We start from the raw sequence: 24,366 nt of genomic DNA on the forward strand, positions 1-24,366 counted from the left end.
CTTTCTCCGTAACACTAGATTCCGTGAAAAGAGCCGCTGACAGCGGCTTTTTATCGTCAGTTGTTCGCATATCGCTGTAGATCTGCCGCTTGATCCCAGCGGCCTGACATCGCTTTATAGAGGGCGATGCTTGAACGCACGGCATTGATCTGGCTTTCAGCCGCGATGTCTTGTGCGTCCAGTTGTTCGCGTTGGGCATCGAGGACTTCGAATAAACCCAGGGTGCCGCTCTGGTACATGCGTTGAGCGAGATGTTCTGCTTTGTTGCGCTGTTGTACAGCGGCCTGCAGCGTTTGCAGTTCGTCTCTATTTCTATTCAAGCGTACGAGGGCGTTTTCTGTTTCCTCTAACGCACCCAGCACGGTTTGTTGATAATTGGCCAGCGCCTCGGCAGCACCCGCCTCGCTGGCAGCGATGCGGGCGCGCACGCGGCCGATGTCGAGAAATGACCAATCTACGCCCAGAAAAACATTGCTGGTCGCTGTGCTGGCGTTAAACAGATTATGTCCGCTCAAGGCGAAACTGCCTAACAGACCTCCGAGCGATAAACGCGGAAAGAGATCGGCAGTGGCAATGCCGATGCGGGCGGTGGCCGCGTGCAGACGTGCTTCCGCCGCGGCAATATCAGGCCGGCGGCGCAGCAATTCGGCAGGTGTGCCTGGATCCAGCATGGACGGTACTTGTGGCAAGGGCCGTACCGCGTCCAGGTGTGCAATGAGGCTCTCTGGGGACTCGCCCAGCAACACTGCAAGCCGGTGCTGCAGCACGGATATTTGTGCCTGCAACGCGGGCAGGCGCGCCAGCGTGCTTTGTAATTGCGCCTGTGCGCGACTTTGGTCCAGGTCTGTGCCCATTCCGGCATGTAGCCGGCGATCTACCAGACGTGCCGTATCGCGTTGGTTCTGCGCGTGCGACAGCGCGATCTGCATGCGCAGTTGTGTACCGCGCAGCTGTGTATAGGTATCTGCGACTTGAGCGGCGATGACGACTTGCAATGCGGCCAAGTCGGCTTGGGTCATCTGTTGCTGCGCCTGCTGTGCCTCTACCGTACGCCGTACGCGGCCATACAGATCCAATTCCCAACTTGCCTGAATCTGGGCGTTGTAGTTGCGTGCAGAGCGCGGCTGACCAGGGCTGAGTTGGTCCTCACTGAGTTTTTGCTGAGCGGCTTCGCCGTTCATGGTCACCGTGGGAAAACGATCCAGCCGGGCCTCGTTCAACATGGCATCGGCGCCTTGCAAGCGGGCGAAGGCTGCATGCAAGTCGCGATTGCCGGTCAAGGCTTGTTGCACGAGAGCGGTCAGCTGCTCGTCGCCGAACTGAGTCCAGAAGTCCGCGTCGCGCACATCGAAGACGGGTAAGTGCAAGCTGCCGGATGGTTTGACGTCGCCGGCCTCGTAGCGTGCGAACTGCGCCGAGGTGGGCACGGAGGCCGCCGGGCTATGGAAGTCCGGCCCCACTGCGCAGCCCGTTACGATGAGACTGCACGCGACGGCCAGGCTGCGCAGCGTTAGGGACTTAGCCATGAGCTTGCTCCGGTGATTCTGGATGATGGCGTTGGGTTGCTGCGCCTGGCGTGGCGGCATTGTCGTGCGGCCTGAGCTGAGTGCCGCTGAGTTTGCGTAGCGTGACATAGAACACGGGGGTGAGAAACAGACCAAAGAGCGTTACGCCCAGCATGCCGGAGAACACGGTGATGCCTGTCGCCGCGCGAACCTCGGCGCCTGCGCCTTGCCCGATCAGCAACGGCACTGCGCCAGCGATAAAGGCAATGGAGGTCATGACGATGGGGCGCAGGCGCAAGCGGCAGGCAGTGCGGGCGGCATCCCAGATACTGGCGCCCTGCATTTCCAGTTCACGCGCGAACTCCACGATCAAGATGGCGTTCTTGCACGCCAATCCCATGAGGACGACCAGGCCGACTTGCACAAAGATGTTGTTGTCGCCCCCAGATAACCACACACCGAAAAGCGCTGCGCAGATGCACACAGGGACAATGAGGATGACAGCCAGCGGCATGGTCCAGCTCTCGTATAGTGCGGCGAGTACGAGAAAGACCAGCATCACCGCCAGCGCGAATACGACGGCCGCCGCATCGCTTTGTTCAACCTGTTGATAACTCATTTCTGTCCACGCCAGCTCAATGCCGCGCGGTAATGTCCTCTGCGCAATGTCTTGCAGCTTGGCCAGGACTTCAGCCGAAGACAGGACCCGCGGATCGGCGTCTCCTATCAGGTCCGCCGCAGGAAAACCGTTGTATCGCATGACCGGATCGGGGCCGTAGGCGGGAACCACGGTCACCATGGACGCGATCGGCACCATTTGCCCATCGCTGTTGCGCGTTTGCAGTTTGCCGATGTCTTCGGCGGTCTGACGGTAGTCGGCATCGGCTTGCAGCATCACGCGATAGACGCGCCCGAAAGCGTTGAAGTCGTTGACGTAGACGGACCCCAGATACGTCTGCAACGTTTGAAAGAGATCGTTGAGCGCTACGCCTTGTGCTTTCGCTTTGGTGCGATCGACTTTGACTTCCAGTTGAGGGATGTTGGATTGATAGGCGCTAACGGGGTAGCTCATGCCTGGCGTTTTGACGATCTCGGCTTGAAAGGCATTCATCGCCTGTTGCAAAGCCGCGTAACCCAGGCCTGCGCGGTCCTCCAGAAACAAGGAGTAGCCCGATCCATTGCCCAGGCCTTGTATGGGAGGCGGCATGAGCGCGTAACCGAAGCCGCCTTCCATTCCTGCCAATGCACTGTTGAGTTCTGCACTGATCTCCGTGGCGTCACGGCTGCGCTCGCCAAATGGTTTTAGGGTGACATAGGCGCTGGTCAGATTCGGGGTGTTGGTGGTTTGCAGGGCGTTCAGACCTGCGAATGCCGAGACGGATTGCACACCGTCTATTTGAAATGCGCGACGCGTGAGTTCTTGCGTGACTTCGTCGGTGCGGCGCAACGAGGCACCTTCGGGTAGCTTGGCGCCTGCAAACAGGTAAAGCTTGTCCTGCATCGGGATGAACCCGCCGGGCACGCTATTAAAAAGTACCGCTGTGCCTGCGAGCAGCGCGATGTATACGGCAAATACGATCCCTCGTTTTTTGAACGAACGGCCAACCGTGTGCTCATAGGCCTGCGCGCTGCGGTCAAACCCGCGGTTGAAGCGTTTGAAGAACCAACCCAGACTCCAGTCTATGACGCGCGCCAGTCGATCCTTGCGTGCGCCGTGGCCTTGCAGCAGCTTTGCGGCCAATGCTGGCGACAGCGTGAGAGAGTTGATGGCGGAGATCACGGTGGAGATCGCAATCGTGACTGCAAACTGTTTGTAGAACTGCCCAGTGATGCCGTCCAGAAAGGCCATCGGTACAAATACGGCGCACAGTACCAACGCAATGGCGATGATCGGACCGGACACTTCTTTCATCGCCAGGTGGGCTGCATCGCGCGGGCTGTGACCCTTTTCGATAAATCGTTCTACGTTTTCCACGACAACGATGGCGTCGTCGACAACGATACCGATGGCCAGGACCAGACCGAACAAGGTCAACGTATTGATGGAATAGCCGAGCAGCAGCAGCCACGCGAATGTGCCTACGATAGACACGGGCACGGCCAACAGTGGGATGATCGATGCGCGCCATGTCTGCAAAAACACGATGACGACCAACACGACCAGGATGACTGCCTCTATCAGGGTATGCTGAACCGCCGTGATGGATTCGCGTACGAACACGGTGGGGTCCCACAGGTATTCGAACGAGGCCGCCTGGGGCAGATCGCGAGATAAGCGATCCAAGGTCTGGTACACCTCTTCTGCCACCTTCAGGGCATTGGCGCCGGGCGTGAGGAAGATACCAATTGCGGCCATATTCTGGCCATTCAACGAGGCGCGCAAGGTGTAGTCGCTCGCGCCCAGCTCGATGCGAGCTACATCTGACAGACGCACGACTTGTCCGTCTGCGCCGGTTTTCAGAATGATGTCGCCGAATTCGTGTTCGGTTTTCAATCGGCCTTGCACGTTGATGGACAGGAGTTTGTCCGTGTTCTTGGTGCTGGGCTCTGCGCCGAGCTGGCCGGCAGAGACCTGCACGTTTTGCTCGCGTACGGCGGCAATCACTTCGCTTGCGGTGAGTTGCCGGGCAGCGATTTTGTCGGGGTCCAACCACACACGCATTGCATAATCGCCCGAGCCATAGACGCCGACATCGCCAACACCCTGGATACGAGCGAGCTCATCTTTGACTTTGAGCGTGATGTAGTTGCGCAGGTACAGGGTATCCAGGCGTTCATCGGTAGAGGCCAATCCCACATACATCAGCGGCGTTGCCGTCTGTTTTTGTGTCGTGATACCGAACTGGCGTACTTCTTCTGGCAGGCGGCTTTGCGCCTGGCTGACGCGGTTTTGTACGCGTACGGTGGCATCGTCGGGATCAGTGCCGGGGCGAAAGGTGGAGACTACTTGCAAGGTGCCGTCCGACGCCGCGACGGACTTCATATACATCAGCCCTTCTACACCGTTGATGGCTTCTTCTAACGGTACGGCGACGGATTCGGCGATTTCTTTGGGATTGGCGCCCGGATAGGTGGCGCGCACGACGACGCTGGGTGGGACGACTTCGGGATATTCGCCAGAGGGCAGCAGCGGGATGGCAATCAAGCCCACGGCGAACATGATGATGGACAACACGATCGCAAAGATCGGCCGATCGATGAAGAATTTTGAGAAATCCATGGCGGCCTCGATTTACGGCCGATGCACGGCGGCGGTTTGTTCTGTGTACGGCGTAACGTCTAACTGCGCGACGGAGTTTCGCGTTTGATCTCGATCTGTCGAAGCGGGTTTTTCTGGCTCTTTGTCGTTGCGTGTGGTGGGCGCCAGTGGCATGCCTGGGTAGTAGATCCGCTGCATGCCTGCGACGACCACTTGGTCTCCCGGCTGGAGTCCTGATTCCACAATGCGCCGGCCCTCGAACAGACGGCCCAGTTGCAGTTCGCGACGTTCAGCGCGGTTGCCCTGACCCACCACGTAGGCATATTTGCGGTCTTGGTCCGTCAAGACGGCTTTGTCGTCGATCAGGATGGCGTTGGATCTGGCAGGGCTCTGCATCTGTACACGTGCAAACATGCCGGGCGTGAACAGGCCCCGAGGATTGGGAAGGGTGGCGCGCACGCGGAGGGTGCCGGTCTGCGGATCGAGGCGGTTATCGGTAAAGCTCACCGCGCCTTGGTGCGGAAAATGATCTTCGTTTGCCAGGCCGATCCGTACGAGTGTGGCGTTTGTGCCGCGATTGCCGGCCGTGCGGGCGATCTGTTTATTACGCAACAGACTTTGCTCGTCCGCATCGAAATAAACATAAACGGGATCCTGTGACACCAGTGTGGTCAGGACGCTCGTATTGGCCTGTGCCAGATTGCCGGCCGTCAGCATTGCACGACCGACCATACCGTCGATCGGCGCGCGTACTACGGTAAAGTCCAGGTCCAGCTGCGCGGTGGCAAGGGCCGCCTCTGCGGCCTGTACGTTGGCGAGGGCCTGCGCCAAGGTGCTGGCACGGTTGTCCGCTTCTTCTGCGGAGATCGCCCGATCCGGTAATAGCGCACGGGCACGCTTGTCCTGTGTGCGGGCCAAGGCCGCCGCCGCTTTGGCGTGCTGCAGCTGTGCCTGGGCGCTGGCAAGCGCGGCCTGATAGGGTCTTGCGTCGATCGTGAACAAGAGTTGGCCTTTGCGTACCGGCTGCCCATCCTGGAAGTTCACGGCGTCAATGTAGCCGCTGACGCGGGGGCGGATCTCCACGCTTTCCATGGCGGCAATGCGGCCGTTGAACGTGTCCCATTGTTGTATTTGACGTTGTTCCACGGGTTCGACGGTTACCTGGGCGGGGGGAGGTTCCGCGGCCTGCTCCTTGCCTCCGGCAGCCTGTTCGCAAGCGCTCAAGCCCAATAGTGCGGCCATGGTCATGGCCGCTGTACCCAGTCGCATAAACCAGCGCTGGCTGATCGTCGATGTCATCTTCACATTCCAGGAATGAGCGTGGCCGCAACGGCCACACGGGGCAAGGCGCCCCGATTTACTCGTTGAAGGAATGTATTTTCAAAGTTAAAGTCAACTTTAAGTCAAGTGACAAAATGGAGTTTGCGACATGGACGAGCGGGATGATGCCTTGCTTCCAATAGGGTTTATCGCGCAGCGCAGCGGGGTCAATGCCTCGGCCCTGCGCTATTACGAATCGCTCGGCCTGATCGAGTCCACTCGCAGCGGATCCGGTCATCGCCGCTATCGCCGCTCGACGCTGCGGCGAGTGGCCTATATCGTGTTTGCCCAGCGATTGGGGTTTCAACTGGACGAAATCGCTGCGCAGCTCGACGGGCTACCCAAACATCATGCTCCTACCGGTGAAGAATGGAGCCGTCTCTCGCCTGTCTGGATCAGCCGCGTGGACGAGCGCATACGGGAGCTGAAGCAATTGCGCCGCAACCTCGAGTCCTGCATAGGATGCGGTTGCTTGTCGATGAAGGTCTGCAATGTGTTCAACCGCGCCGACTGTATTGGCCGCAAGGGACCGGGGCCCAGATTGTGGTTGGGTGACCAGTTGACGCCTGCTGGTGATGAGGCGTGAAGCCGTTGCGAATCGTCGGTAGCGCACCGCCCGAGGGTTCCCGCCGGGCGGTGCAATAAGCTGATTATTTCGCCTGCGTCAGCGTGTTGTAGCTGGTGATCAGGTTGCGATAGTCAGGAATGTGGTTCGAGAACAATTCGGCCAGGCCTTCGATGTCGTTGCGCCAGTCGCGATGCAGTTCGCATGCTGCGCCGAACCAGGTCATCAGCTGGGCGCCCGCGGCGCTCATGCGGTCCCAGGCGGCATCGCGGGTGAGCGGGTTAAAGGTCCCGGATGCATCGGTGATGACGAATACTTCGAAGCCTTCTTCCAGGGCTGACAGCGCAGGGAATGCGACGCAGACTTCGGTGACGACGCCGGCGATGATCAGTTGCTTTTTACCGGTGGCCTTGATGGCTTTGACGAAGTCTTCGTTGTCCCAGGCGTTGATTTGGCCGGGACGCGCAATGTATGGGGCATCGGGAAACTGGGCCTTCAGTTCGGGTACGAGCGGGCCGTTCGGGCCGGTCTCGAAGCTGGTGGTCAGAATCGTGGGCAGTTCGAAATACTTGGCCATGTCGGCCAAGGCCAGCACGTTGTTCTTGAATTTGTCAGGGTCGATGTCGCGTACCAGGGACAGCAGACCGGCTTGGTGGTCTACCAGCAAAACGGCAGCGTTGTTCTTGTCCAGACGGGTGTAGGGTTTGGTCATGATGGTCTCCAATGGCACTCAGGTGGCGCCCGGGTGGGCAGGGTCAAGCATGGCTCGCATGGGCGAGGGGGAGGCGATGCACGCCGTCGGATCGAGGACGGCGCGCATCGGTCAAGACTAATGCGTCATCTGGCCAAAACGGCCCCGGTTGAAATCGTCGATGGCCTGACGGATTTCGGCGTCGCTATTCATGACGAAGGGACCGTAGCCCACGATGGGCTCGTCGATCGGTTCGCCGCTGAGCAGCAGCAGCGTGGCGTCGTTATTGGCCTCGACCTGGACTTGGGTGCCATCGCGCTCGAGATGGACCAGCTGCGCTTCGCGAACGATTTCAGCGCCGTTGACCATCACTGTGCCGCGCAGCACCACCAACGCCAGGGTGTGGCCTTCTGGTACGTCAAACGTCGCGACACCTTGCTGGTTCAGACGCACATCCCAGACATTCATGGGGGTATGGGTCTGTGCCGGGCCGCGATGGCCATCGAATTCGCCTGCAATGACACGGACCTGGCCTGCACCGTCGGGCAGCGCTACCGAGGGAATGTCGCGATTCAACAGGGTTTGATAGCCTGGCGCGGACATTTTGTCGCGTGCTGGCAGATTGACCCAGAGTTGCACCATTTCCAGTGCGCCACCTTGGCGGGTGAACGCTTCGGAATGAAATTCCTCGTGCAGAATGCCGCCGGCCGCCGTCATCCATTGAACGTCGCCCGGACCGATGTGGCCGCCGGCGCCGGTGGAGTCGCGGTGGTCGACTTCGCCCTGGTACACGATGGTGACGGTTTCAAAGCCGCGATGCGGATGCTGGCCTACGCCACGGGGACGGGCGGCTGGCGCGAATTGCGCCGGGCCGGCGTAGTCCAGCAGCAGAAACGGGCTGAGATGCTTGCCGTGGCTGTCGTAGCCGAACATCGAACGAACCGGAAAGCCGTCGCCAACCCAGTGGGGACGCGGAGCGCTGTAAACGCCGAGGACTTTCTTCATCATCTTTCTCCAGTGCCGGCTGCGAGCTATGTGTCGCAGCGCCATGACTAGAACTATAGATTCGGGACAATTTTGGCGGTAGTAGGCAAAATTCGTTATCACTGTTCTATTATGAGAACACTGGGCCAGGAGTGAGGAGCCACCATGCAGGATTTGAACGATCTCTATTACTTTGTACAGGTGGTGGATTACGGGGGCTTTGCACCCGCCGGACGTGCACTGGGCGTGCCCAAGTCCAAACTGAGCCGGCGTATTGCTTTGTTGGAAGCCAGGCTGGATACGCGATTGCTGATGCGTACGACCCGCCATTTTGCGGTGACGGAGATCGGTCAGACGTTCTATACCCATTGCAAAGCGATGCTGGTCGAGGCGGAGGCAGCGCAGGAAGCCGTGGCGCTCACGCAGGCCGAGCCGCGCGGTACGGTCCGGGTGACTTGTCCCGTGGCGCTGTTGGACGCGCAGGTGGCCGAGATGCTGGCGGCTTTTATGGTGCAGTATCCCCTGGTCCAGATTCACCTGGAGGAAACGAATCGCCGTGTGGATGTGGTAGCCGAAGGCATCGATGTCGCGATCCGCGTGCGGCCGCCACCATTGGAAGACAGCGATCTGATCATGCGGGTGTTTTGCGAGCGGGGGCAGTGCCTGGTCGCCAGCCCGGCGCTGCTGCAGCGTGTCGGCAAGCCCGCCGCGCCTGCGGATCTGACGAATCTGCCCAGCCTGGGGCTGGGTTTACCGCAGAGCGAGCATGTGTGGAATTTATTCGGGCCGAATGGTGCACATGCCGCCATCCGTCATCAACCACGCTTGATTACGCGCGGCATGCTGGCGCTGCGGGCTGCAGCGGTAGCAGGCGTGGGAATTGTGCAATTGCCCACCATGTTGCTGCGCGGGCAATTCGAGCGCGGCGAGCTGGTGACGATATTGCCTGATTGGGCGCCACGCCGCGAGATCGTGCACGCGGTGTTCGCTTCCAGGCGTGGGCAACTGCCGGCGGTCAGGGCGCTGATCGATTTCATGGCCGATCATTTTGCGGTGTTGCCTGACGATTGATCTTTGCCCGCCGTGGCTTGGTGAATCCAGATCGGGGGCGATTGCCGGCTACAGCTGTTCAAAGCGGACGTAGCGTTTGTCGGCGTAGATGCGTTCGGTAATCAGCTCACGTACGAGAGCAGCGGGCGGGCCGCGGCGCAGCCATTCCAGCATGTGATCGACCTGATCAGGGCTGCCTTGCACCATGGCTTGTACGGTGCCGTCTTCCATGTTTTGCACCCATCCGGTGACACCCAGCATATGGGCGCGGCGCACGGTGGCGTGCCGGTAGCCCACGCCTTGTACGACCCCCTTGATGATGGCGTGTACGGTTTCGTGTTGAGGGACTTGCATGAGAATCCTTTGATACCTGGTTGATCTGGTGTCGAGGCTGCGGGAGCGACGCGTATACTTTCGGAGCCCTCTATTTTGCAATAGTGTCCTATGACCCAGAATCTTGCCAAGATGACCTGCATCGAAGACCTGCGTGTATTGGCGCAGAAACGCGTGCCACGCATGTTCTATGACTATGCCGATTCGGGGGCATGGACCGAGAGCACGTATCGTGCCAACGAAACTGATTTTCAGAAAATCAAGCTGCGCCAGCGGGTCGCCGTCAATATGGAAGGCCGTTCATTGCGCACCACGATGGCGGGCGCCGATGCCATCATGCCGGTGGCGATCGCGCCTACGGGCTTGACAGGCATGCAGCACGCGGACGGCGAAATGCTGGCGGCGCAGGCGGCGGCCGAGTTCGGTGTGCCTTTTACGCTGTCGACGATGAGCATCTGCTCGCTCGAAGACGTGGCGCGCGCGACGGGCAAGCCGTTCTGGTTTCAGTTGTATGTGATGCGTGATCGCGATTTTGTCGGGAATCTGATTGATCGCGCCAAGGCGGCGAATTGCTCGGCGCTAGTGTTGACGCTGGATTTGCAGATCATGGGGCAGCGCCACAAAGATATTCGCAATGGTCTGTCGACGCCGCCCAAGCCGACCTTGGCGAATCTGATCAACCTGGCGACCAAACCGCGCTGGTGCCTGGGAATGCTGGGCACGCCACGCCGTACGTTCGGCAATATCGTTGGTCATGCCAAAGGCGTCGCCGATATGTCGTCGCTCGCGTCGTGGACGGCAGAGCAATTTGACCCTTGCTTGAGCTGGGACGATGTCGAGTGGATCAAGCAGCGCTGGGGCGGGAAACTGATTCTGAAAGGCGTGCTGGACGTTGAGGATGCGCGTTTGGCCGCCGATAGCGGCGCTGACGCATTGATTGTCAGTAATCATGGCGGGCGTCAATTGGATGGCGCGATGTCGTCAATCGCGGCGTTGCCCGCTATTGCGGAGGCGGTGGGATCACGGATCGAGGTCTGGATGGACGGCGGCATTCGATCGGGCCAGGATGTGCTGAAGGCCGTGTCCCTGGGCGCGAGCGGCACCATGATCGGGCGTGCTTTTTTGTATGGCCTGGGGGCATATGGAAAAGCGGGCGTGACCCGCGCCCTGGAAATCCTCTACAAGGAGCTGGACGTGACGATGGCGCTGTGCGGGCGCAAGTCGTTGACGCCGGGCGATCGAAGCATGTTGCTGCCGGGGACGTATCCCACGTAGCACCCTCCAGGCCTCGCAAAACCGCAAAATCTGCAAATGGGTCCTCGTTACAGTGCAAGCACTGGAGAACGAATGAAAGCCAAAACCCGCATTCATTACGCCAAGCGGCTGGAACCCGTGTTGCAGTGGTTGGCGTCGCATCCTGATGCGACGCCGGACTTGTACCTGCTGGCCGACTTGGCGTGCCTGTCGCCTTATCATTTTCACCGTGTCTATCGCGCGTTGATGGGGGAGACGGTGAACGCCACGATGTCGCGCTTGCGTATGCATCGTGCGTCGACAGATCTCGCGGGGGACCGGTCCATGCAGCAGGTGGCGCAACGTGCGGGATATACATCGCAAGCGGCGTTCAACCGGGCTTTCGGGACAACGTTCGGCGTACCGCCGGGGCGTTACCGGCATGCGCGCTCCAGGCCCTTTAATCCTCAGGAGCTTGGTATGTATCCCACTAGCATCGAAACTTTCGCGGGCGCATCGTTGGCAACGCTGGCACATCATGGCGATTATCAACACATCGGAACCACGTTCGATCGCCTGTTCTTGTTGGCGTCCAGCCGGGAGCTGATCGAGCCCGCGACACGGTCGTTTGGCGTGTATTTCGACGATCCGCAACAGGTGCCGGCTGATCAGTTACGCGCGCTAGCGGGTTTTACGTTGCCCGATGGGGCGGTCGTGGATGCGGTGTTTGAACCATTTGCGTTGCCTGCCACGCGTTGCGCCGTATTGGAATATACGGGACCGTACAGTGAGCTGGAGTCGGCGTATAACTGGTTATTCGGGCAATGGCTGCCGGATAGCGGCTACGAAACGCGGGATTTTCCCATGTGGGAAGAATACGTCAATGATCCGAAGACAACCCCTGCTTCGGATCTAAAAACGCGTATTTATTTGCCGCTCGCCTGAGTCGGTGAGTGGCCGGCCGGGGGCAGTGGCGCGTCGTTGAGTTTGATGGTGAAGCGCCCATCGAGCATGGTTTGCTGGCGAGCCTCTACGCGAGCGATCAGTGCGCTGGGGACTTTGTCTTGAAAGGTCCCTAGCGGCGCCAGCATCGCGCCCTGATAGCGCATTTGCGAGTATTTGCCGTAGTCGTCTGCTTTGAACGTGCCTCGCCTGACCATGGTCAACGCGCGTTCGATGGTGGGTACCATGTCCCATATGGCCGATGCGACAACGGTATCGGGATATTGAGCCTGCATATCCACGGTGTTACTGATGATCAGCTTGCCGCGTTGTTCGGCAGCCTCGGCTGCGCCGACATGTTCTGCGTAAAGGACATCGGCACCCTGGTCGATTTGAGCAAAGGCCGCTTGTTTGGCTTTGAGTGGATCAAAGCGTGAGTGGATGAACGTGACGAGAAATTTTGCGTCAGGGTTGATTTCGCGTACGCCGTCCATAAAGGCATGCAACAAACGGTTGATACCCGGGATGGGGTCGCAGGCAACCAGGCCGATGGTGCCGGATTGGCTCATGCCGCCGGCAATCATGCCGGCCAGATAGACGGGTTCCTGGATGTAGTTATTGAAAACCGAGAGGTTGGGTTGCTGTGGACGGTTGGTCGAGCCGACCAGGAATGCGATATTTGGATAGTCTTTGGCAACCCGATATATGCCGGACTCGCCTGCGAAGGCTTCACCGATGATGAGTTGTACGCCCTGCTGGGCGTATTTGCGCATTGTTGCCTCGTACTTTTCGGGAACGACGTTTTCCGAATAGAGGTAGTCGATCTCACCGCGCGACCGCGCCAGCACCAATGCTGTGTGCACGCGTGATACCCAAGGCTGCACTATCGGAACGGTGTAGACGGCGGCGACCTTGATCTTGACGCCGGTTTGCGCCTGGAGTTTTCCTGCTATCAGGATCGCGCCCACGGCTGCGCCGAGCTGCAGTAGCGCGCGTCGTCGGGTTTGTTCGGTTGTTGGCAAAGAAGCACCAATAGTCATGGGTGAGGTTCCTGATCGCCCAGTAACATTGCGGCATAAGATCGCACCATGCGCATAAGTCACGCAGTGCAACATGACGGGCTGGCGCTGTCGTGTGTCGTTACTGCGCGTAGCGATGATTATAGGCAGCTTGTGCCCGGTGTGAGGCCTGCATGGGTGCATAATTTCAGATTACGCGCCCGGCCTGAAGCGGTGCGCAGCATTCACTGGAGAAACACATGAGATTGTTGTTCCTAGGCGCGGGCGGTACTGGCGGCTATTTCGGCGGGCGAGCCGCACAAGCGGGCGCCGATGTGACGTTTCTGGTACGAGAGGCGCGCGCCCAAAAGCTGCGGGCAGAGGGGTTGAAAATCGAAAGTCCGCGTGGCGATGCCGTCGTGCAGCCGCAGTTGGTCACGGCGGACGAATTGACCGCGGCCTATGACGTGGTGGTGGTCAGCTGCAAGGCTTATGACCTGACCAGTGCGATCGAGGCAATTCGCCCTGCGGTCGGGCCGGATACGGCGATCTTGCCGATCATGAATGGGGTGCTGCAATACGATGCCCTGGACGCGGCGTTTGGCGCATCGCGCGTATTGGGCGGGCTCTGTCAGATCAATGCGACGCTGGGGGCGCAGGGTCAGGTCAAGCATCTGGGACAACATGCAGTGTTTGTGTATGGCGAACGCGCCGGCGAGCCGCGCAGTGCGCGTTGTACTGCACTGGAGGCCGCATTGGCCGATGCGGCGTTCACCAGCCGACTGAGTGCGGAGATACAGCAGGACGTTTGGGAAAAGTACGTTTTCCTGACCACCATGGCGTCGGCGACGTGTTTGATGCGCGGGCCTATCGGACAGATCGCGTCGACGGATTCGGGAGAGGACATTCTGCGCAGCTTGCTCGGGGAATGCCAGCAGGTGGCTGCGGCGTCCGGGCATGCCGTGCGTGCCGAGGCGGACGAGTCGGCACTGAAGATCCTGACGGACCGCCAGTCACCCATGACGGCATCCATGTTCCGCGACCTGAGCTTGAATGGCCCGGTCGAGGCCGATCACATCATTGGCGATATGGTGCGGCGTGCTGGCGTATTGCAGCTGGACGTGCCGTATCTGCGAGTGGCTTATACCCATCTGCAGGTCTATCAGGCACAGCGCGCAGCGAGCGTGTAGGCTGCGCGGGCCTGGGCGGCGTGGGGTGTGGACACCGATAAGGTAACCGATGAAGAAGATCTATCTGGCGGGTTTTGATGTGTTTCGTGCGGACTCGCTGGCTCACGGTGCATGGTTGAAACAGCAATGCCGCCAGCATGGCTTTGAGGGGTCGTACCCCCTGGATAACCAGGCGCCGGCCGATCTCTCGGGACGGGCTTTGGCACAGTGGATTTATGAGGCCAATGTCGTGCTGATTCGCCAGGCCGATGCGGTGATGGCGAATCTGAATGCGTTTCGCGGCGCCGAACCCGATTCGGGGACGGCGTTTGAGGTCGGCTATGCCACGGCGCTGGCCAAGCCGGTATGGGCCTATGTGGATGAGGCGGATTCGTTGGTACAGCGCCTGGCTGTGGCGCAACGTAATGATCCGCCGCGCCATGTTGATCGCGACGGCTATACCGTCGAGGATTTTGGCCTGAATCTGAATCTGATGCTGGCCTGCAGTGCGACGGTGGTCGTAGGGGATGCAGCGCAGTGCCTGGCTCGCATGGCGCAGGCACTGCGTGATACAGAGGGCGCCTGACGGATCAGACGCAGGCGCATCTCAGGCAGCGACAGCATCCGGCGCTGTTGCGCTTGCCTGCTCCAATTGACGGCGATGATCGGCCAGCTCGGCAATGGTCAAGGCGACCAGGCCATGTTCCGCTGCGTAGCGTGCGATGGCCGGGCCCCGCATCATGGTGCCGTCGGGATTCATCAGTTCGCACAGTACGGCGGCCGGACGCATACCTGCCAGCACGGCGAGATCGACCGAGCCTTCGGTGTGTCCGCGCCGTGTCAGCACGCCACCGGGCTGCGCACGCAAGGGAAACACATGGCCGGGGCTGACGATGTCTTCGGCCTGCGCGCCGGAGGCGATCGCGGCCCGGATGGTGGTGACGCGGTCGGCGGCCGAGACGCCTGTGGACACGCCATTGCGGGCCTCGATGGACACGGTAAAGGCGGTGCTGAACCGGCTTTCGTTGCGCGTCACCATGGGAGGCAGTTGCAACTGGTCCAAGGTTTCATCAGTCAGGCACAGGCAGACGATGCCGCTGCAGTCGCGGATCAGCTGTGCCATGATGGGGACAGTGAGCTTGTCGGCAGCGACGATCAGGTCGGCCTCGTTTTCGCGATCGAAGTCGTCCATCAAGATGACGGGACGGCCCAGGCGCAGATGATGCAACGCCCGCGTCAGCCGCGTCTGGAATGGCTGCGCGTAGAGATCGGGAGGGGAATACGGTGAGGCAGGGATACCGGCGCTGTGGCTGGTGGGAGTTGCGGTAGAAGTGACACTAGACATTGAAACGCTCTCGCAGAAAAGGTGGCGAAAAACGTTTCAGGGCACATGATAGCCATCTTTGCCCGTACAACGGCCAAGCAGCACGCGACGGCCTATGGCCGAGACGAATTGCCCGCGATTGGGTGGGTTCAGCTGGCACATCTTCTCTCATCCGGACTGTGACCGTCGGCTCTGGAATTGCACCAGATCTGCTGACCCCGGCTGCCATGAGACAGACCGGGCGCTCGCGGGCTCGCCAAGTGTGGCTTACCGCCGGTGGGGAGTTTCGCCCCGCCCTGAAGACGTACTGCTATGCCGCAACACGCGGCACGAAGGACATTGTACGCCTAGTCCGAGGAGGCCTGATTTTCCAGGTCCTTTTTGTCTTTTTTGTTTTTCTTTTTCTTTGTCTTGACCGCCAGCATGGTGCCGCGGCAGGTCGGCGCCCCGCACAGGCAAAGATAAGCTGCCTTGAGCTTTTTGGTGATCTTGTCCTCGAGCACCAGGCCGTAGTCGTAGAACAGCTCTTCGCCACGCGCGATATCGCGCAGTGCCGTGATGAAGACACGTTTGCCGCCTGCGCTTTCCTGCGATTCGCAGTTGGGCTCGCAGGCGTGGTTGATCCAGCGTGCATCATTACCATTGTCGCCGCCATCGATCACGCGGCCCGAGCTCAGCGAAAAGAAGAACGTGTGGAACGGATCGTCGGGATTCGTAGGATGACGGCGATCGGCTTCCTTGGCGCTGATGCGTGCGCCTTGGTATTCGATGATCTGGGTACCGGCGGGGATCTTGCGGGCAGCAAAGACACCATTGCCGTGCAGCTTGGAGCGGCGCACGACGTGCCAGGGCTTGGGGGATTCTGCAGTGGTCATGAAGGCAAAGCCAGGTAGCGGGCCAGCGGGGATTATAGGTGCAATGGATGACAGTCCCTAGGCAATGCGTTTTGCCATATCCGCGTGGCCCTTGGAGGGCAAGCGCATTGGGCAAGGCAACGCGTTCTGCGCAGGCATCATGTGGTGATCTCGGTATTCAACGGCAACTGCGTTTCCTTCAGCCGGCGCAGTACGAAACAGGACTTGCTATGGCGAATGCCTGGAATGCGATAAAGCTGTTCGCGCAATAGCCGTTCATAGTCGCGCGTGTCGCGCACGGCGATGCGGATGTAGTAGTCATAGTCGCCCGATACGAGAAAGGCCTCCAGGACCTCGGGAATCTGCGCCAGCGCGCGGCCAAATTCGTAAAGGGTTTCTTCGCTGTGGCTTTCCAGCGTGATGTGCACGATAACGGTATCCATGAAGCCGAGACTGGCGGGATCCAGGTCCACCGTATAGCCGCGAATGACGCCCGCAGACTCCATGCGTTTGATGCGATTCCAACAGGGCGTCGAAGACAGGCCGACCTCGGCGCCGATCTCGTTGAGGCTGGCGCGGGCGTTCTGCTGTAAGGCCCTCAAAATGGCAAGATCAAATTTGTCTAGTTTCATTTTCCGGGTTTCCTTAAAAACAAAGATTAATTTACTGGAAAATCCCGGAATTTGGAGAAAATAAGAGAAATCTTCTGGGCGGAAAGGCATAAGATATCCACTATGAACGATCGACTCCACGCCAGCGCCCTCGCCGCCTTGAACTCCGATACCCGCCCCGCCCGCAACGGGGCGCAAATTTTGCTCGACACGCTGATTGCTCGTGGTGTCGATACCGTGTTCGGTTATCCGGGGGGCGCCGTACTGCCGCTTTACGATGCGCTGTACGCCGAGCCGCGCTTGCGTCACGTGCTGGTGCGCCATGAGCAGGCGGCGGTCCATGCTGCTGAAGGCTATGCACGCACCACCGGCCGGCCCGGCGTGGTGTTTGTGACCTCGGGTCCGGGGATGGCGAACACGACATCCGGTTTGCTGGACGCCATGTGCGATTCGATCCCGGTGTTGTGCATCAGCGGCCAAGTAGCGACCACCGCAATTGGCACGGACGCTTTCCAAGAGTGCGACGCCATGGGGATCTCGCGCTCTGTGACCAAGTGGAATACCCAGATTCGCACCGTCGACAACGTGGCCGACGTGGTCGGGCGCGCCTTTGATCTGACACGCCAGGGACGGCCGGGGCCTGTGCTCGTGGATTTTCCGAAAGACGTGCAGTTGACCCCGTTACCCTCATCACCAGAGACCGCAGAGCCCTCAGAAGGCTCGCGTGTCGCCGCATTGCGCGCGCGCCGGCAGGCGGGCAAAGCCCCGTTGAAACTGCCGCAGACCGCGGTGCGCCGTGCTGCGGCCCTGATCGCACAGGCGCGTCGCCCGGTTTTTTATGGTGGCGGCGGCCTGATCAACTCTGGCCCGCAGTCCTGCCAGGCATTCACCGACCTCGTGCGTCACACAGGGGCGCCCTGCACGCTGACGTTGATGGGCCTGGGGGCGTTTCCTGCATCGGACCCGCAATTCGTGGGCATGCTCGGCATGCACGGCACGCTAGAGGCCAACATGGCCATGCACGAAGCCGACCTGGTGGTATGCATCGGAGCACGCTTTGATGACCGCATCACCGGCAAACTCGCTGAGTTTTGCCCCCATGCCCGCAAGATCCATATCGACATCGATCCTGCATCCATCAACAAGGTGGTGCGCGTCGACGTTGCTCTTGTTGGCGATTGCCTACCTTTGATCGATGCGCTGCGCAGTGCGCTGAACGAGCATCCCTTGCCGGCCGCGAGACTGACGGATTGGTGGCGGCGGATCGACACATGGCGCGCGAAAGATTGCCTGGCCTATTCGTCCACGCCGGAAGCGATCTTGCCGCAGCAGTTGATGCAGCAGTTGAACACTGCGTTGGCCAGCCACGATGCGATCGTTTCCACCGATGTGGGCCAGCACCAGATGTGGGCCGCGCAGTATCTACGTTTCGACAAGCCGAATCGTTGGCTGACCTCGGGCGGTGCTGGGACGATGGGCTATGGGCTGCCGGCTGCGATCGGGGCGCAGGTCGCGCATCCAGATAAAACGGTGGTGTGTGTCAGTGGCGATGCTTCGGTGTTGATGAACATCCAGGAGTTATCCACAGCCATGCAGCATGACACACGTGTGAAGGTCGTGTTGTGCAATAACGGCTATATGGGGATGGTGCGTCAATGGCAGGAATTGATTCACGGTGGACGTTATAGCCACAGCTACAACGCATCTCTGCCCGATTTCGTTGCGCTTGCCAAAGCGTTTGGCTGGGGAGCGGCGCGAGTGGATGATCCGGCGCAGTTGGATGAGGCGTTGGCGCAATGTCTGGCGCATCCTGGACCGTACTTCTTGGACGTTGCGGTGGCTGCGCAGGAGAACTGTTTTCCCATGATGCCTGCTGGTGAGGGGCATCATCGGATGATGTTGGCTGAAGGGGTTTGGTATGAGGATGACAGTGTTTGATGGCGTAGGTTTTCGCTGTTAACACGTCGCGGCCGGTTGCCATGGGCCACGCTGGCCTAATCGCCGCGACTCGGCCCATGACCAGGGGCCTCGGCCCGCTTCGCGGGCTAAATCGCGGCTCAAAAGGCCAGCGTGGCCCATGGCAACCGGCCGCGACTCACAGTGATGGCATGCCACCGCAATCCCCCACCGCAACCCTGCCGTCATTCAGATCACGCCATCAAAGCATCCGTAACCTGCAGACATTGCGAGCCGGTGTTCGTCGCGTATAGGCGCTGCTGGCCCGTAGAGCCCGCCGAACCTGCCTTGTCAGGCGGGGGGCAGTCGGCTGGGCATGTCTGAGTGGAGCGCAGCGGAGCGAGTTTGCCCAGCCGCCCCGCCTGACGAGGCAGGTGAAGGGAAGTCTGGCCGCGCAGGCGGCCAGACCGGGCGATAGGGCCGGCAGCGCCTATACGCGACGAACACCGGCGCCTAAAGAACTCAGTACGATGAATTGATCCGAACTCAGTGCGATGAGTCGATCCCATGGGCAACGGTAAAAATCTCAACTCACCCGCACTGACAACACCACCACCTATCAATCGTGCTTAATAGAAATCGTCTTCAGCACCGTAAACCCATACAGCGCCTCAAAGCCCTTCTCACGCCCATGCCCGCTGGCCTTGACACCACCGAACGGCAGTTCGATGCCGCCCCCCGCTCCGTAGTTGTTGATAAAGACCTGCCCACTGCGCACCTTGCGCGCGATCCGCAGTTGGCGCGCACCATCGCGAGTCCAGATGCTGGCGGCCAGGCCATATTCCGTGGCGTTGGCAATACGCACTGCATCGGCCTCGTCATCGAACGGCATGGCCGCCAACACCGGACCGAAGACTTCCTCTTGTGCCAGACGATGATCGACCGGCACATCGCGCAGCAGCGTCGGAGCCTGGTAGTAGCCTTCAGCGGGCGCACCATCGGCGACTTTGCCCTGTGCGGCGGTAGCGATGCCGTCTTGCGCGGCAGCTTTGAGAAAGCCCTGTACGCGTTCCTGCTGCGTTTTACGGATCAACGGACCGCAATCCAAGTCCATCGTGGCGGGACCCGTACGCAGCGCCGAAAACGCCTGAGACAAGCGTTCGAGCACACGGTCGTAGGCACTGCGTTCGATCAGCAGACGACTGCCTGCCGAACACGTTTGTCCCGAGTTCTGTACGATGGCATTCACAGCCACGGGAATCAATGCATCGATATCCGCATCGCCGAACACGATCTGCGGTGACTTGCCACCCAGCTCCAGCGTCACCGGAACGTGGCGTTCGGCAGCGACCTGGGTGACCAGCACGCCGATGCGAGGCGAGCCCGTGAACGAGATGTGGTCAATGCCGGGGTGACGCGTCAACGCATCGCCTGCCTCATGACCGTAGCCCGTGACGATATTGATTGCACCCGGCGGGAACCCCACGTCCGCTGCTAGCTCGGCCAAGCGCAGCAGCGACAGGCAAGCGTCTTCGGCGGGCTTGACGACGCAGGCATTGCCCGCTGCCAGCGCACCGCCTACACTGCGGCCGAAAATCTGCAGCGGGTAGTTCCACGGGACCACGTGGCCAGTCACGCCATGCGGCTCGCGCAGCGTCAGGACCGTGTAGCCGTTTTGATAGGGCAAGGTTTCACCGTGCAGCTTGTCCGCCGCGCCACCGTAGTATTCGAAATAGCGCGCCACGGCCGTGACGTCGGCGCGGGCTTGTTTGGTGGGCTTGCCGCAATCGCGCGATTCGATCTCGGTCAGTTCGTCGATGTGATCGAGGATTTTCAGCGACAGTTTCAACATCAGCCGGCCGCGTTCGGCCGCGGTGAGTTTGCCCCAGGCGCCTTCGTCGTAGGCCTTGCGCGCCGCGCGCACGGCGACGTCGATGTCGGCCGCATTACCGCGTGGGATGGCCTCGTATTCCTGCCCCGTAGAGGGATCGATGACGGGAATGGTTTCGCCCGAGAGACCGGGTACGGAACGGTTATCAATGAAATGCTGCTTCATGCCTGAGAACCTCTAGTGTGTCGTTGCAGAAAATGCCGGCGGGGTGGGCGCCGGGCAGCTAAAACAAGATGGAAAAACCCCCGTCCACCGCCAGCACCTGGCCGTTGATGTACGAGGCTGCAGGCGATGCCAGGAATACGGCAGCGCCGGCGATTTCTTCGGGTTGGCCCCAGCGTCCGGTCGGGTTGCGGGCACAGATGCGTTCGTTGATCGCAGGGTCCGCCACCATGGCGGCATTGGTTTCGGTGGCGAACGTTCCGGGCGCGATGGCGTTGCTGGTGATGCCCATCGGGCCGAACTCGACGGCCAGCGCGCGCATCATGCCGGTCAGGCCTTGCTTGGCCGCAGGGTAGACGGCGTCCCCGGGGCGTGCCAATTCGCCCACCACGGATGTGATGGTGATGAGACGGCCTGAACCTTGGCGCACCATGCGTTCGGCGGCGAGTTTGGCCAGCACCATGCCAGCGACCAGATCGGTGTCGATCAGGGTACGAATTTCCGCTGCGGTAATGGCTTGCAGTGTCTTGCGGTTACGGGCCCCGACGTTGTTGACCAGGATGTCCAGGCGGCCATGTTCACGGTCGATGCGGTCGAATGCGCGGGCGACGGCGTCGTCGTCAGATACATCAAATGGGAGAGCCGATGCGGCCAGGCCTTGTCCGCGCAGCGTATGCGCCGCGGCCTCGGTGGCGTCGGCGCTGCGGCCATTGATGAGGACATGCGCACCGCTACCGGCCATGGCGCGTGCCATGCACAGGCCCAGGCCACGCGCGGATCCCGTGATCAGGGCGACGTGGCCGGCCAGGGAAAAGCGCTGTAGATAAGCTTGCGAGGCAGTCGGGGTATTCATGGCTGGATATCAATCAATCGCGGAACTCGGGCGCCCAATGCAACAGTCTGCGCTCAATCCACGTTACAGCATAGACTAACGCAATACCGACGAGGGAAAGCAAGGTGACTGCGGCAAACATGTCGGTCGCGTTCAGCGTGGCCAAGGCGGTGACCATCAGATAGCCCATGCCGGTGGTGGATCCAACGAATTCGGCCAGTACGACGCCGATGAGTGCGAAGCTGATGGCGTTGGGCAGCGCGGCAAAGGTCCAGGCGGCGGCCGTGGGGACACGTACGCGCCACAGGATCTGGCGCGGCGAGCCGCCCAGCGTGCGGCAGAAATCGACGAGTTCGCGTTCGACGCTGCGTCCCCCTTTGTAGGTGTTGAAGAACACCAGAAAGAACACCACGAACCACGACGTCACGACTTTGGATGCCAGGCCCAATCCGAAAAACATGGTGATCAGGGGAACAAAGGCAATGCGCGGCATGGAATTGAATGCCACGATAAAGGGGTTGAAAACATCCGCCAGCATGCGGCTGCGGCTGAGCACCATGCCTACGAGGAATCCGCTGCCCACGCCGACGACTAGGCCTACCAGGGTGGCTTGCAGGGTCAGCCACAAGTGCGGCCAGACGGAACGAGGGCCGGGTTGCACCCATTCCCACAGCCGCACGGCGATGCGCGAGGGTTGGCTGATGAAAAATGGGTCAAAGATGGTGTTCTGCGCGAACCAGGGGATACGGGTCAGGATTTCCCAACCCCCGATGATGATGGCCAGGATCAGGATTTGCCACGCAGTGATGCGCAGCCGGCGTTGTACCTGAGCCCGCCGGTCTTCGCGCAGTTGGTCTTGCAGGGTGGAAACGTCGGAAGCAGTCATGGATATCAGAGCGGTCAGGCAGCCGTACGGAATTGCTCGCCCAGCACGCTCCAGAGGCTTTGCACGTGGGAGACGAACTGCGGGGTTTCACGCAGCACAAAAACATCGCGCGGATGCGGAATCTGAATGCGTTCATCGAGCAGGACACGGCTCGGCGGCCCCGACAGCACGATGACGCGATCCGAGAGCGTGATGGCTTCGTCGAGATCGTGGGTGACCATGACGACGGTTTGGCCGAGCTTGCGCCAGATCTCGATGAGCTCGCGATGCAAATGCGTTTTGGTGTGCGTATCCAAGGCGCCGAAGGGCTCGTCGAGCAACAGGATACGAGGCTCGACGGCCAGGCTCATCAAGAGCGCGACGCGACGGCGCATGCCGCCGGACAATTGATGAGGATAGGCTTGCGCGAAAGCACTGAGGTGGCCCAGTTCGAGCAGCTCGGCGACGCGGCGGTCGATTTGTGCGGCGGGCATGCCCAGGAATTTCAAGCCTAGCGCGACATTTTTACGCACGTTGTACCAGGGCAGCAGCGTGTCTTTTTGAAAGATATAGCCCAGGGCGGGCGGTACCTGCCCATTGACGGGTGCGCCCGCCACCCGGATGCTGCCGGTGGTGGGGGCGAGGAAGCCCGCCATCATGTTGAGCAAGGTGCTTTTGCCGCAACCAGACGGCCCGACGATAGAGACGAATTCGCCTTCGGCAATGGATAGCGATACGTTGCCCACCGCATGTACGGTGCCGCCGCGCGCCTGGTAGGCTTTACCGACCTCGTTGAGTTCGATCATCGGCGATTCAAGACGCCTTGCGGGCCTGTTGGACGAATGACATGTCGACGCAGGTCGCGTAGGGGACTTTTTTCATTTCCTCGTTCGAGAACTGGCGTCCGTCGCCCATGATGGCCGCCATCCGGTTGTAGGCGTCTTCGGTGATGAGGTTGTCTTTCAGAAAGACGGTTTCCTTGTAGATGCCCAGCGTTTTTTCGATGGCGGGACGGGGAAAGGCGGCCAGGTAGTCGTCATAGATCGCGTCTGTGACGGCCTGAGCGCTGTTGGCGGTGATGAAGTCCTGCGCCTTGACCAGCGCCGTCACAAAGGCTTGTACGACTTCGGGGCGCTTTTGAATGGTGTCCTGCAGGGTCAGGGCGGCGATGCCCGGGACATCGCCTCCCATGAAGGCATTCCATGAGGCTTCGGTGGTGGCGTCGAAAATCGGTACGCCCCACCCTTCGGCCTGCGCCTGTTCCATCATGGACATGGTCGCCATGCTGGCCGATATCGAGCCGGTTTTCAGGGCGCCCAGCATCGTGGCCAGGTCCCCCAGCGGACGGATGTCGACCTGGTCGGCGATGCCTGCCTGTTGCATCAGATAAACGGCCATGAGCCAGGTGCTGGATTGCGGCTGCGTCGCGCCCACGCGTTTGCCTGCCAGGTCTTTCAGGGTCTTGATTTTGCCGCTGTCGAAATCCTCGCGCCGTACGATGACATTGGCGTAGGTGAGTTTGCGGTCAAAGCCAAAGACCAGGCTGGCGGGCTTGCCGGCCAGCGTCAAGGCCGGGGCGGCGGTCGCAGCCGTGGCGCCAAAGAGGATCTGTCCTGCCGCCAGCATCTGCATGGTGCGGGGACCGCTTTGCGAGTTCAGGTATTCGACCTCCAGGCCGCCTTCGCCAAAATAGCCTTTCTTGAAGGCGACGTAAGCGGCGGCGAAGAAAGGATCAATGCTGCCCAGGCCAAACGCGGCCTCGCCGAGTGCGGTCCGGCCCAACGCCGGCGCGCCGAGCAGACTCGTTCCCGCAAGCGCGGCGGAGCAGGCAAGAAAATGGCGGCGGGTGTAAGAACCCGATTTCAAGGGAGAGCGCTGCATTGTCGTCCTGAAATGTTGTAGTGACACGGCTGTTTGAGGACAACGATACTGCAAATGCGCA

The 24,366-nt window shown here is 60.4% G+C and carries 22 protein-coding genes and 1 riboswitch; of the genes, 7 read left to right on the forward strand and 15 right to left on the reverse strand.

The features are described 5' to 3' along the window. Nucleotides 1-56: 56 nt before the first annotated feature. From ACYVI2_RS15085 to ACYVI2_RS15095, 3 genes are read right to left on the reverse strand one after another with little or no spacing between them, the layout of a single operon-like run. Nucleotides 57-1,526 carry an efflux transporter outer membrane subunit gene (locus tag ACYVI2_RS15085; protein WP_415819911.1) on the reverse strand — a complete coding sequence of 490 codons (1,470 nt, stop codon included), beginning with the start codon at nt 1,524-1,526 and terminating at the stop codon, nt 57-59. Next, a complete protein-coding gene (locus tag ACYVI2_RS15090) occupies nt 1,519-4,725 on the reverse strand; it encodes an efflux RND transporter permease subunit (protein ID WP_415819912.1) in 3,207 nt (1,068 codons plus the stop codon). The genes ACYVI2_RS15085 and ACYVI2_RS15090 overlap by 8 nt, the downstream gene beginning before the upstream one ends. A 12-nt stretch (nt 4,726-4,737) precedes the next feature. Then, nucleotides 4,738-5,973, reverse strand: coding sequence for an efflux RND transporter periplasmic adaptor subunit (locus ACYVI2_RS15095; protein ID WP_415819928.1), 1,236 nt, complete (start codon nt 5,971-5,973; stop codon nt 4,738-4,740). A gap of 160 nt (nt 5,974-6,133) precedes the next feature. Here ACYVI2_RS15095 and soxR point away from each other — a divergent pair, with 160 nt between their 5' ends. Further along, on the forward strand, nt 6,134-6,610 hold the full coding sequence (gene soxR, locus ACYVI2_RS15100; protein ID WP_415819913.1) for a redox-sensitive transcriptional activator SoxR: 477 nt from the start codon (nt 6,134-6,136) through the stop codon (nt 6,608-6,610). A 64-nt stretch (nt 6,611-6,674) separates the two neighbouring features. Here soxR and ycaC read toward each other — a convergent pair whose 3' ends face one another. Then, on the reverse strand, nt 6,675-7,301 hold the full coding sequence (ycaC, locus tag ACYVI2_RS15105) for an isochorismate family cysteine hydrolase YcaC (protein ID WP_415819914.1): 627 nt from the start codon (nt 7,299-7,301) through the stop codon (nt 6,675-6,677). 117 nt (nt 7,302-7,418) lie between these two features. Then, nucleotides 7,419-8,285 (reverse strand): pirin family protein, encoded by an 867-nt coding sequence (locus ACYVI2_RS15110; RefSeq protein ID WP_094823990.1) that lies wholly within the window; start codon nt 8,283-8,285, stop codon nt 7,419-7,421. Nucleotides 8,286-8,429: 144 nt separating this feature from the next. Here ACYVI2_RS15110 and ACYVI2_RS15115 point away from each other — a divergent pair, with 144 nt between their 5' ends. Next, nucleotides 8,430-9,335, forward strand: coding sequence for a LysR family transcriptional regulator (locus ACYVI2_RS15115; RefSeq protein WP_415819915.1), 906 nt, complete (start codon nt 8,430-8,432; stop codon nt 9,333-9,335). Between the two features lie 48 nt (nt 9,336-9,383). On the opposite strand, the gene ACYVI2_RS15120 is transcribed toward ACYVI2_RS15115, so the two are convergent. Beyond that, nucleotides 9,384-9,668 (reverse strand): acylphosphatase, encoded by a 285-nt coding sequence (locus tag ACYVI2_RS15120; protein WP_415819916.1) that lies wholly within the window; start codon nt 9,666-9,668, stop codon nt 9,384-9,386. Between the two features lie 90 nt (nt 9,669-9,758). On the opposite strand from ACYVI2_RS15120, the gene ACYVI2_RS15125 reads away from it, so the two are divergent. Both ACYVI2_RS15125 and ACYVI2_RS15130 read left to right on the forward strand, forming a co-directional pair. Then, entirely contained in the window at nt 9,759-10,922 is a 1,164-nt protein-coding gene (locus ACYVI2_RS15125) for an alpha-hydroxy acid oxidase (RefSeq protein ID WP_415819917.1), read from the forward strand. A gap of 72 nt (nt 10,923-10,994) precedes the next feature. After that, on the forward strand, nt 10,995-11,825 hold the full coding sequence (locus ACYVI2_RS15130; RefSeq protein WP_415819918.1) for an AraC family transcriptional regulator: 831 nt from the start codon (nt 10,995-10,997) through the stop codon (nt 11,823-11,825). Here the strand turns inward: ACYVI2_RS15130 and ACYVI2_RS15135 are convergent. Beyond that, on the reverse strand, nt 11,807-12,862 hold the full coding sequence (locus ACYVI2_RS15135; protein WP_415819919.1) for a BMP family protein: 1,056 nt from the start codon (nt 12,860-12,862) through the stop codon (nt 11,807-11,809). The genes ACYVI2_RS15130 and ACYVI2_RS15135 overlap by 19 nt on opposite strands. A 218-nt stretch (nt 12,863-13,080) precedes the next feature. On the opposite strand from ACYVI2_RS15135, the gene panE reads away from it, so the two are divergent. Both panE and ACYVI2_RS15145 read left to right on the forward strand, forming a co-directional pair. Then, complete coding sequence (gene panE, locus ACYVI2_RS15140) at nt 13,081-14,010, forward strand: 2-dehydropantoate 2-reductase (RefSeq protein ID WP_415819920.1); 930 nt, start codon at nt 13,081-13,083, stop codon at nt 14,008-14,010. A gap of 49 nt (nt 14,011-14,059) precedes the next feature. Next, nucleotides 14,060-14,575 carry a nucleoside 2-deoxyribosyltransferase gene (locus ACYVI2_RS15145; RefSeq protein WP_415819921.1) on the forward strand — a complete coding sequence of 172 codons (516 nt, stop codon included), beginning with the start codon at nt 14,060-14,062 and terminating at the stop codon, nt 14,573-14,575. A gap of 21 nt (nt 14,576-14,596) precedes the next feature. Here the strand turns inward: ACYVI2_RS15145 and ribB are convergent, their stop codons facing one another. The 3 genes from ribB to ACYVI2_RS15160 form a co-directional block, all read right to left on the reverse strand. Continuing rightward, complete coding sequence (gene ribB / locus ACYVI2_RS15150; protein WP_415819922.1) at nt 14,597-15,334, reverse strand: 3,4-dihydroxy-2-butanone-4-phosphate synthase; 738 nt, start codon at nt 15,332-15,334, stop codon at nt 14,597-14,599. Nucleotides 15,335-15,469: 135 nt separating this feature from the next. After that, a riboswitch (FMN riboswitch) is annotated at nt 15,470-15,621 on the reverse strand. A 39-nt stretch (nt 15,622-15,660) separates the two neighbouring features. Beyond that, the gene (locus tag ACYVI2_RS15155) at nt 15,661-16,188 is read right to left on the reverse strand and encodes an SET domain-containing protein (protein ID WP_415819923.1); all 528 of its coding nucleotides are present in this window, start codon (nt 16,186-16,188) and stop codon (nt 15,661-15,663) included. Nucleotides 16,189-16,325: 137 nt separating this feature from the next. Then, the gene (locus ACYVI2_RS15160) at nt 16,326-16,799 is read right to left on the reverse strand and encodes an Lrp/AsnC family transcriptional regulator (RefSeq protein WP_094824000.1); all 474 of its coding nucleotides are present in this window, start codon (nt 16,797-16,799) and stop codon (nt 16,326-16,328) included. Between the two features lie 93 nt (nt 16,800-16,892). Here ACYVI2_RS15160 and ilvB point away from each other — a divergent pair, with 93 nt between their 5' ends. After that, nucleotides 16,893-18,716, forward strand: coding sequence for a biosynthetic-type acetolactate synthase large subunit (gene ilvB / locus ACYVI2_RS15165; RefSeq protein ID WP_415819929.1), 1,824 nt, complete (start codon nt 16,893-16,895; stop codon nt 18,714-18,716). 577 nt (nt 18,717-19,293) lie between these two features. Here the strand turns inward: ilvB and ACYVI2_RS15170 are convergent. Genes ACYVI2_RS15170 through ACYVI2_RS15190 form a run of 5 tightly spaced genes read right to left on the reverse strand, consistent with a single transcriptional unit; the run spans nt 19,294 to nt 24,305 of the window. Further along, nucleotides 19,294-20,730 carry an aldehyde dehydrogenase family protein gene (locus tag ACYVI2_RS15170; protein WP_415821840.1) on the reverse strand — a complete coding sequence of 479 codons (1,437 nt, stop codon included), beginning with the start codon at nt 20,728-20,730 and terminating at the stop codon, nt 19,294-19,296. 58 nt (nt 20,731-20,788) lie between these two features. After that, nucleotides 20,789-21,580, reverse strand: a complete 792-nt coding sequence (locus ACYVI2_RS15175; RefSeq protein WP_415821839.1) for an SDR family oxidoreductase — start codon at nt 21,578-21,580, stop codon at nt 20,789-20,791. A gap of 13 nt (nt 21,581-21,593) precedes the next feature. After that, nucleotides 21,594-22,445 carry an ABC transporter permease gene (locus tag ACYVI2_RS15180; protein ID WP_415821838.1) on the reverse strand — a complete coding sequence of 284 codons (852 nt, stop codon included), beginning with the start codon at nt 22,443-22,445 and terminating at the stop codon, nt 21,594-21,596. Nucleotides 22,446-22,459: 14 nt separating this feature from the next. Further along, nucleotides 22,460-23,230 (reverse strand): ABC transporter ATP-binding protein, encoded by a 771-nt coding sequence (locus ACYVI2_RS15185; RefSeq protein WP_415821837.1) that lies wholly within the window; start codon nt 23,228-23,230, stop codon nt 22,460-22,462. 7 nt (nt 23,231-23,237) lie between these two features. Continuing rightward, the gene (locus ACYVI2_RS15190; protein WP_415821836.1) at nt 23,238-24,305 is read right to left on the reverse strand and encodes an ABC transporter substrate-binding protein; all 1,068 of its coding nucleotides are present in this window, start codon (nt 24,303-24,305) and stop codon (nt 23,238-23,240) included. Between the last annotated feature and the right edge of the window lie 61 nt (nt 24,306-24,366).

The organism is Bordetella tumbae (genome assembly GCF_054780995.1).

Excerpts from the sequence above, each read along its gene's own strand:
- panE (WP_415819920.1), top strand. The coding sequence starts at position 13,081 with ATGAGATTGTTGTTCCTAGGCGCGGGCGGTACTGGCGGCTATTTCGGC.
- ACYVI2_RS15095 (WP_415819928.1), bottom strand. The coding sequence starts at position 5,973 with ATGCGACTGGGTACAGCGGCCATGACCATGGCCGCACTATTGGGCTTG.
- ACYVI2_RS15115 (WP_415819915.1), top strand. The coding sequence starts at position 8,430 with ATGCAGGATTTGAACGATCTCTATTACTTTGTACAGGTGGTGGATTAC.
- ACYVI2_RS15155 (WP_415819923.1), bottom strand. The coding sequence starts at position 16,188 with ATGACCACTGCAGAATCCCCCAAGCCCTGGCACGTCGTGCGCCGCTCC.
- ACYVI2_RS15110 (WP_094823990.1), bottom strand. The coding sequence starts at position 8,285 with ATGAAGAAAGTCCTCGGCGTTTACAGCGCTCCGCGTCCCCACTGGGTT.
- soxR (WP_415819913.1), top strand. The coding sequence starts at position 6,134 with ATGGACGAGCGGGATGATGCCTTGCTTCCAATAGGGTTTATCGCGCAG.
- ACYVI2_RS15090 (WP_415819912.1), bottom strand. The coding sequence starts at position 4,725 with ATGGATTTCTCAAAATTCTTCATCGATCGGCCGATCTTTGCGATCGTG.
- ACYVI2_RS15120 (WP_415819916.1), bottom strand. The coding sequence starts at position 9,668 with ATGCAAGTCCCTCAACACGAAACCGTACACGCCATCATCAAGGGGGTC.
- ACYVI2_RS15145 (WP_415819921.1), top strand. The coding sequence starts at position 14,060 with ATGAAGAAGATCTATCTGGCGGGTTTTGATGTGTTTCGTGCGGACTCG.
- ACYVI2_RS15130 (WP_415819918.1), top strand. The coding sequence starts at position 10,995 with ATGAAAGCCAAAACCCGCATTCATTACGCCAAGCGGCTGGAACCCGTG.
- ACYVI2_RS15125 (WP_415819917.1), top strand. The coding sequence starts at position 9,759 with ATGACCCAGAATCTTGCCAAGATGACCTGCATCGAAGACCTGCGTGTA.
- ACYVI2_RS15085 (WP_415819911.1), bottom strand. The coding sequence starts at position 1,526 with ATGGCTAAGTCCCTAACGCTGCGCAGCCTGGCCGTCGCGTGCAGTCTC.
- ACYVI2_RS15175 (WP_415821839.1), bottom strand. The coding sequence starts at position 21,580 with ATGAATACCCCGACTGCCTCGCAAGCTTATCTACAGCGCTTTTCCCTG.
- ACYVI2_RS15160 (WP_094824000.1), bottom strand. The coding sequence starts at position 16,799 with ATGAAACTAGACAAATTTGATCTTGCCATTTTGAGGGCCTTACAGCAG.
- ribB (WP_415819922.1), bottom strand. The coding sequence starts at position 15,334 with ATGTCTAGTGTCACTTCTACCGCAACTCCCACCAGCCACAGCGCCGGT.
- ACYVI2_RS15185 (WP_415821837.1), bottom strand. The coding sequence starts at position 23,230 with ATGATCGAACTCAACGAGGTCGGTAAAGCCTACCAGGCGCGCGGCGGC.
- ACYVI2_RS15190 (WP_415821836.1), bottom strand. The coding sequence starts at position 24,305 with ATGCAGCGCTCTCCCTTGAAATCGGGTTCTTACACCCGCCGCCATTTT.
- ACYVI2_RS15180 (WP_415821838.1), bottom strand. The coding sequence starts at position 22,445 with ATGACTGCTTCCGACGTTTCCACCCTGCAAGACCAACTGCGCGAAGAC.
- ACYVI2_RS15135 (WP_415819919.1), bottom strand. The coding sequence starts at position 12,862 with ATGACTATTGGTGCTTCTTTGCCAACAACCGAACAAACCCGACGACGC.
- ACYVI2_RS15170 (WP_415821840.1), bottom strand. The coding sequence starts at position 20,730 with ATGAAGCAGCATTTCATTGATAACCGTTCCGTACCCGGTCTCTCGGGC.
- ycaC (WP_415819914.1), bottom strand. The coding sequence starts at position 7,301 with ATGACCAAACCCTACACCCGTCTGGACAAGAACAACGCTGCCGTTTTG.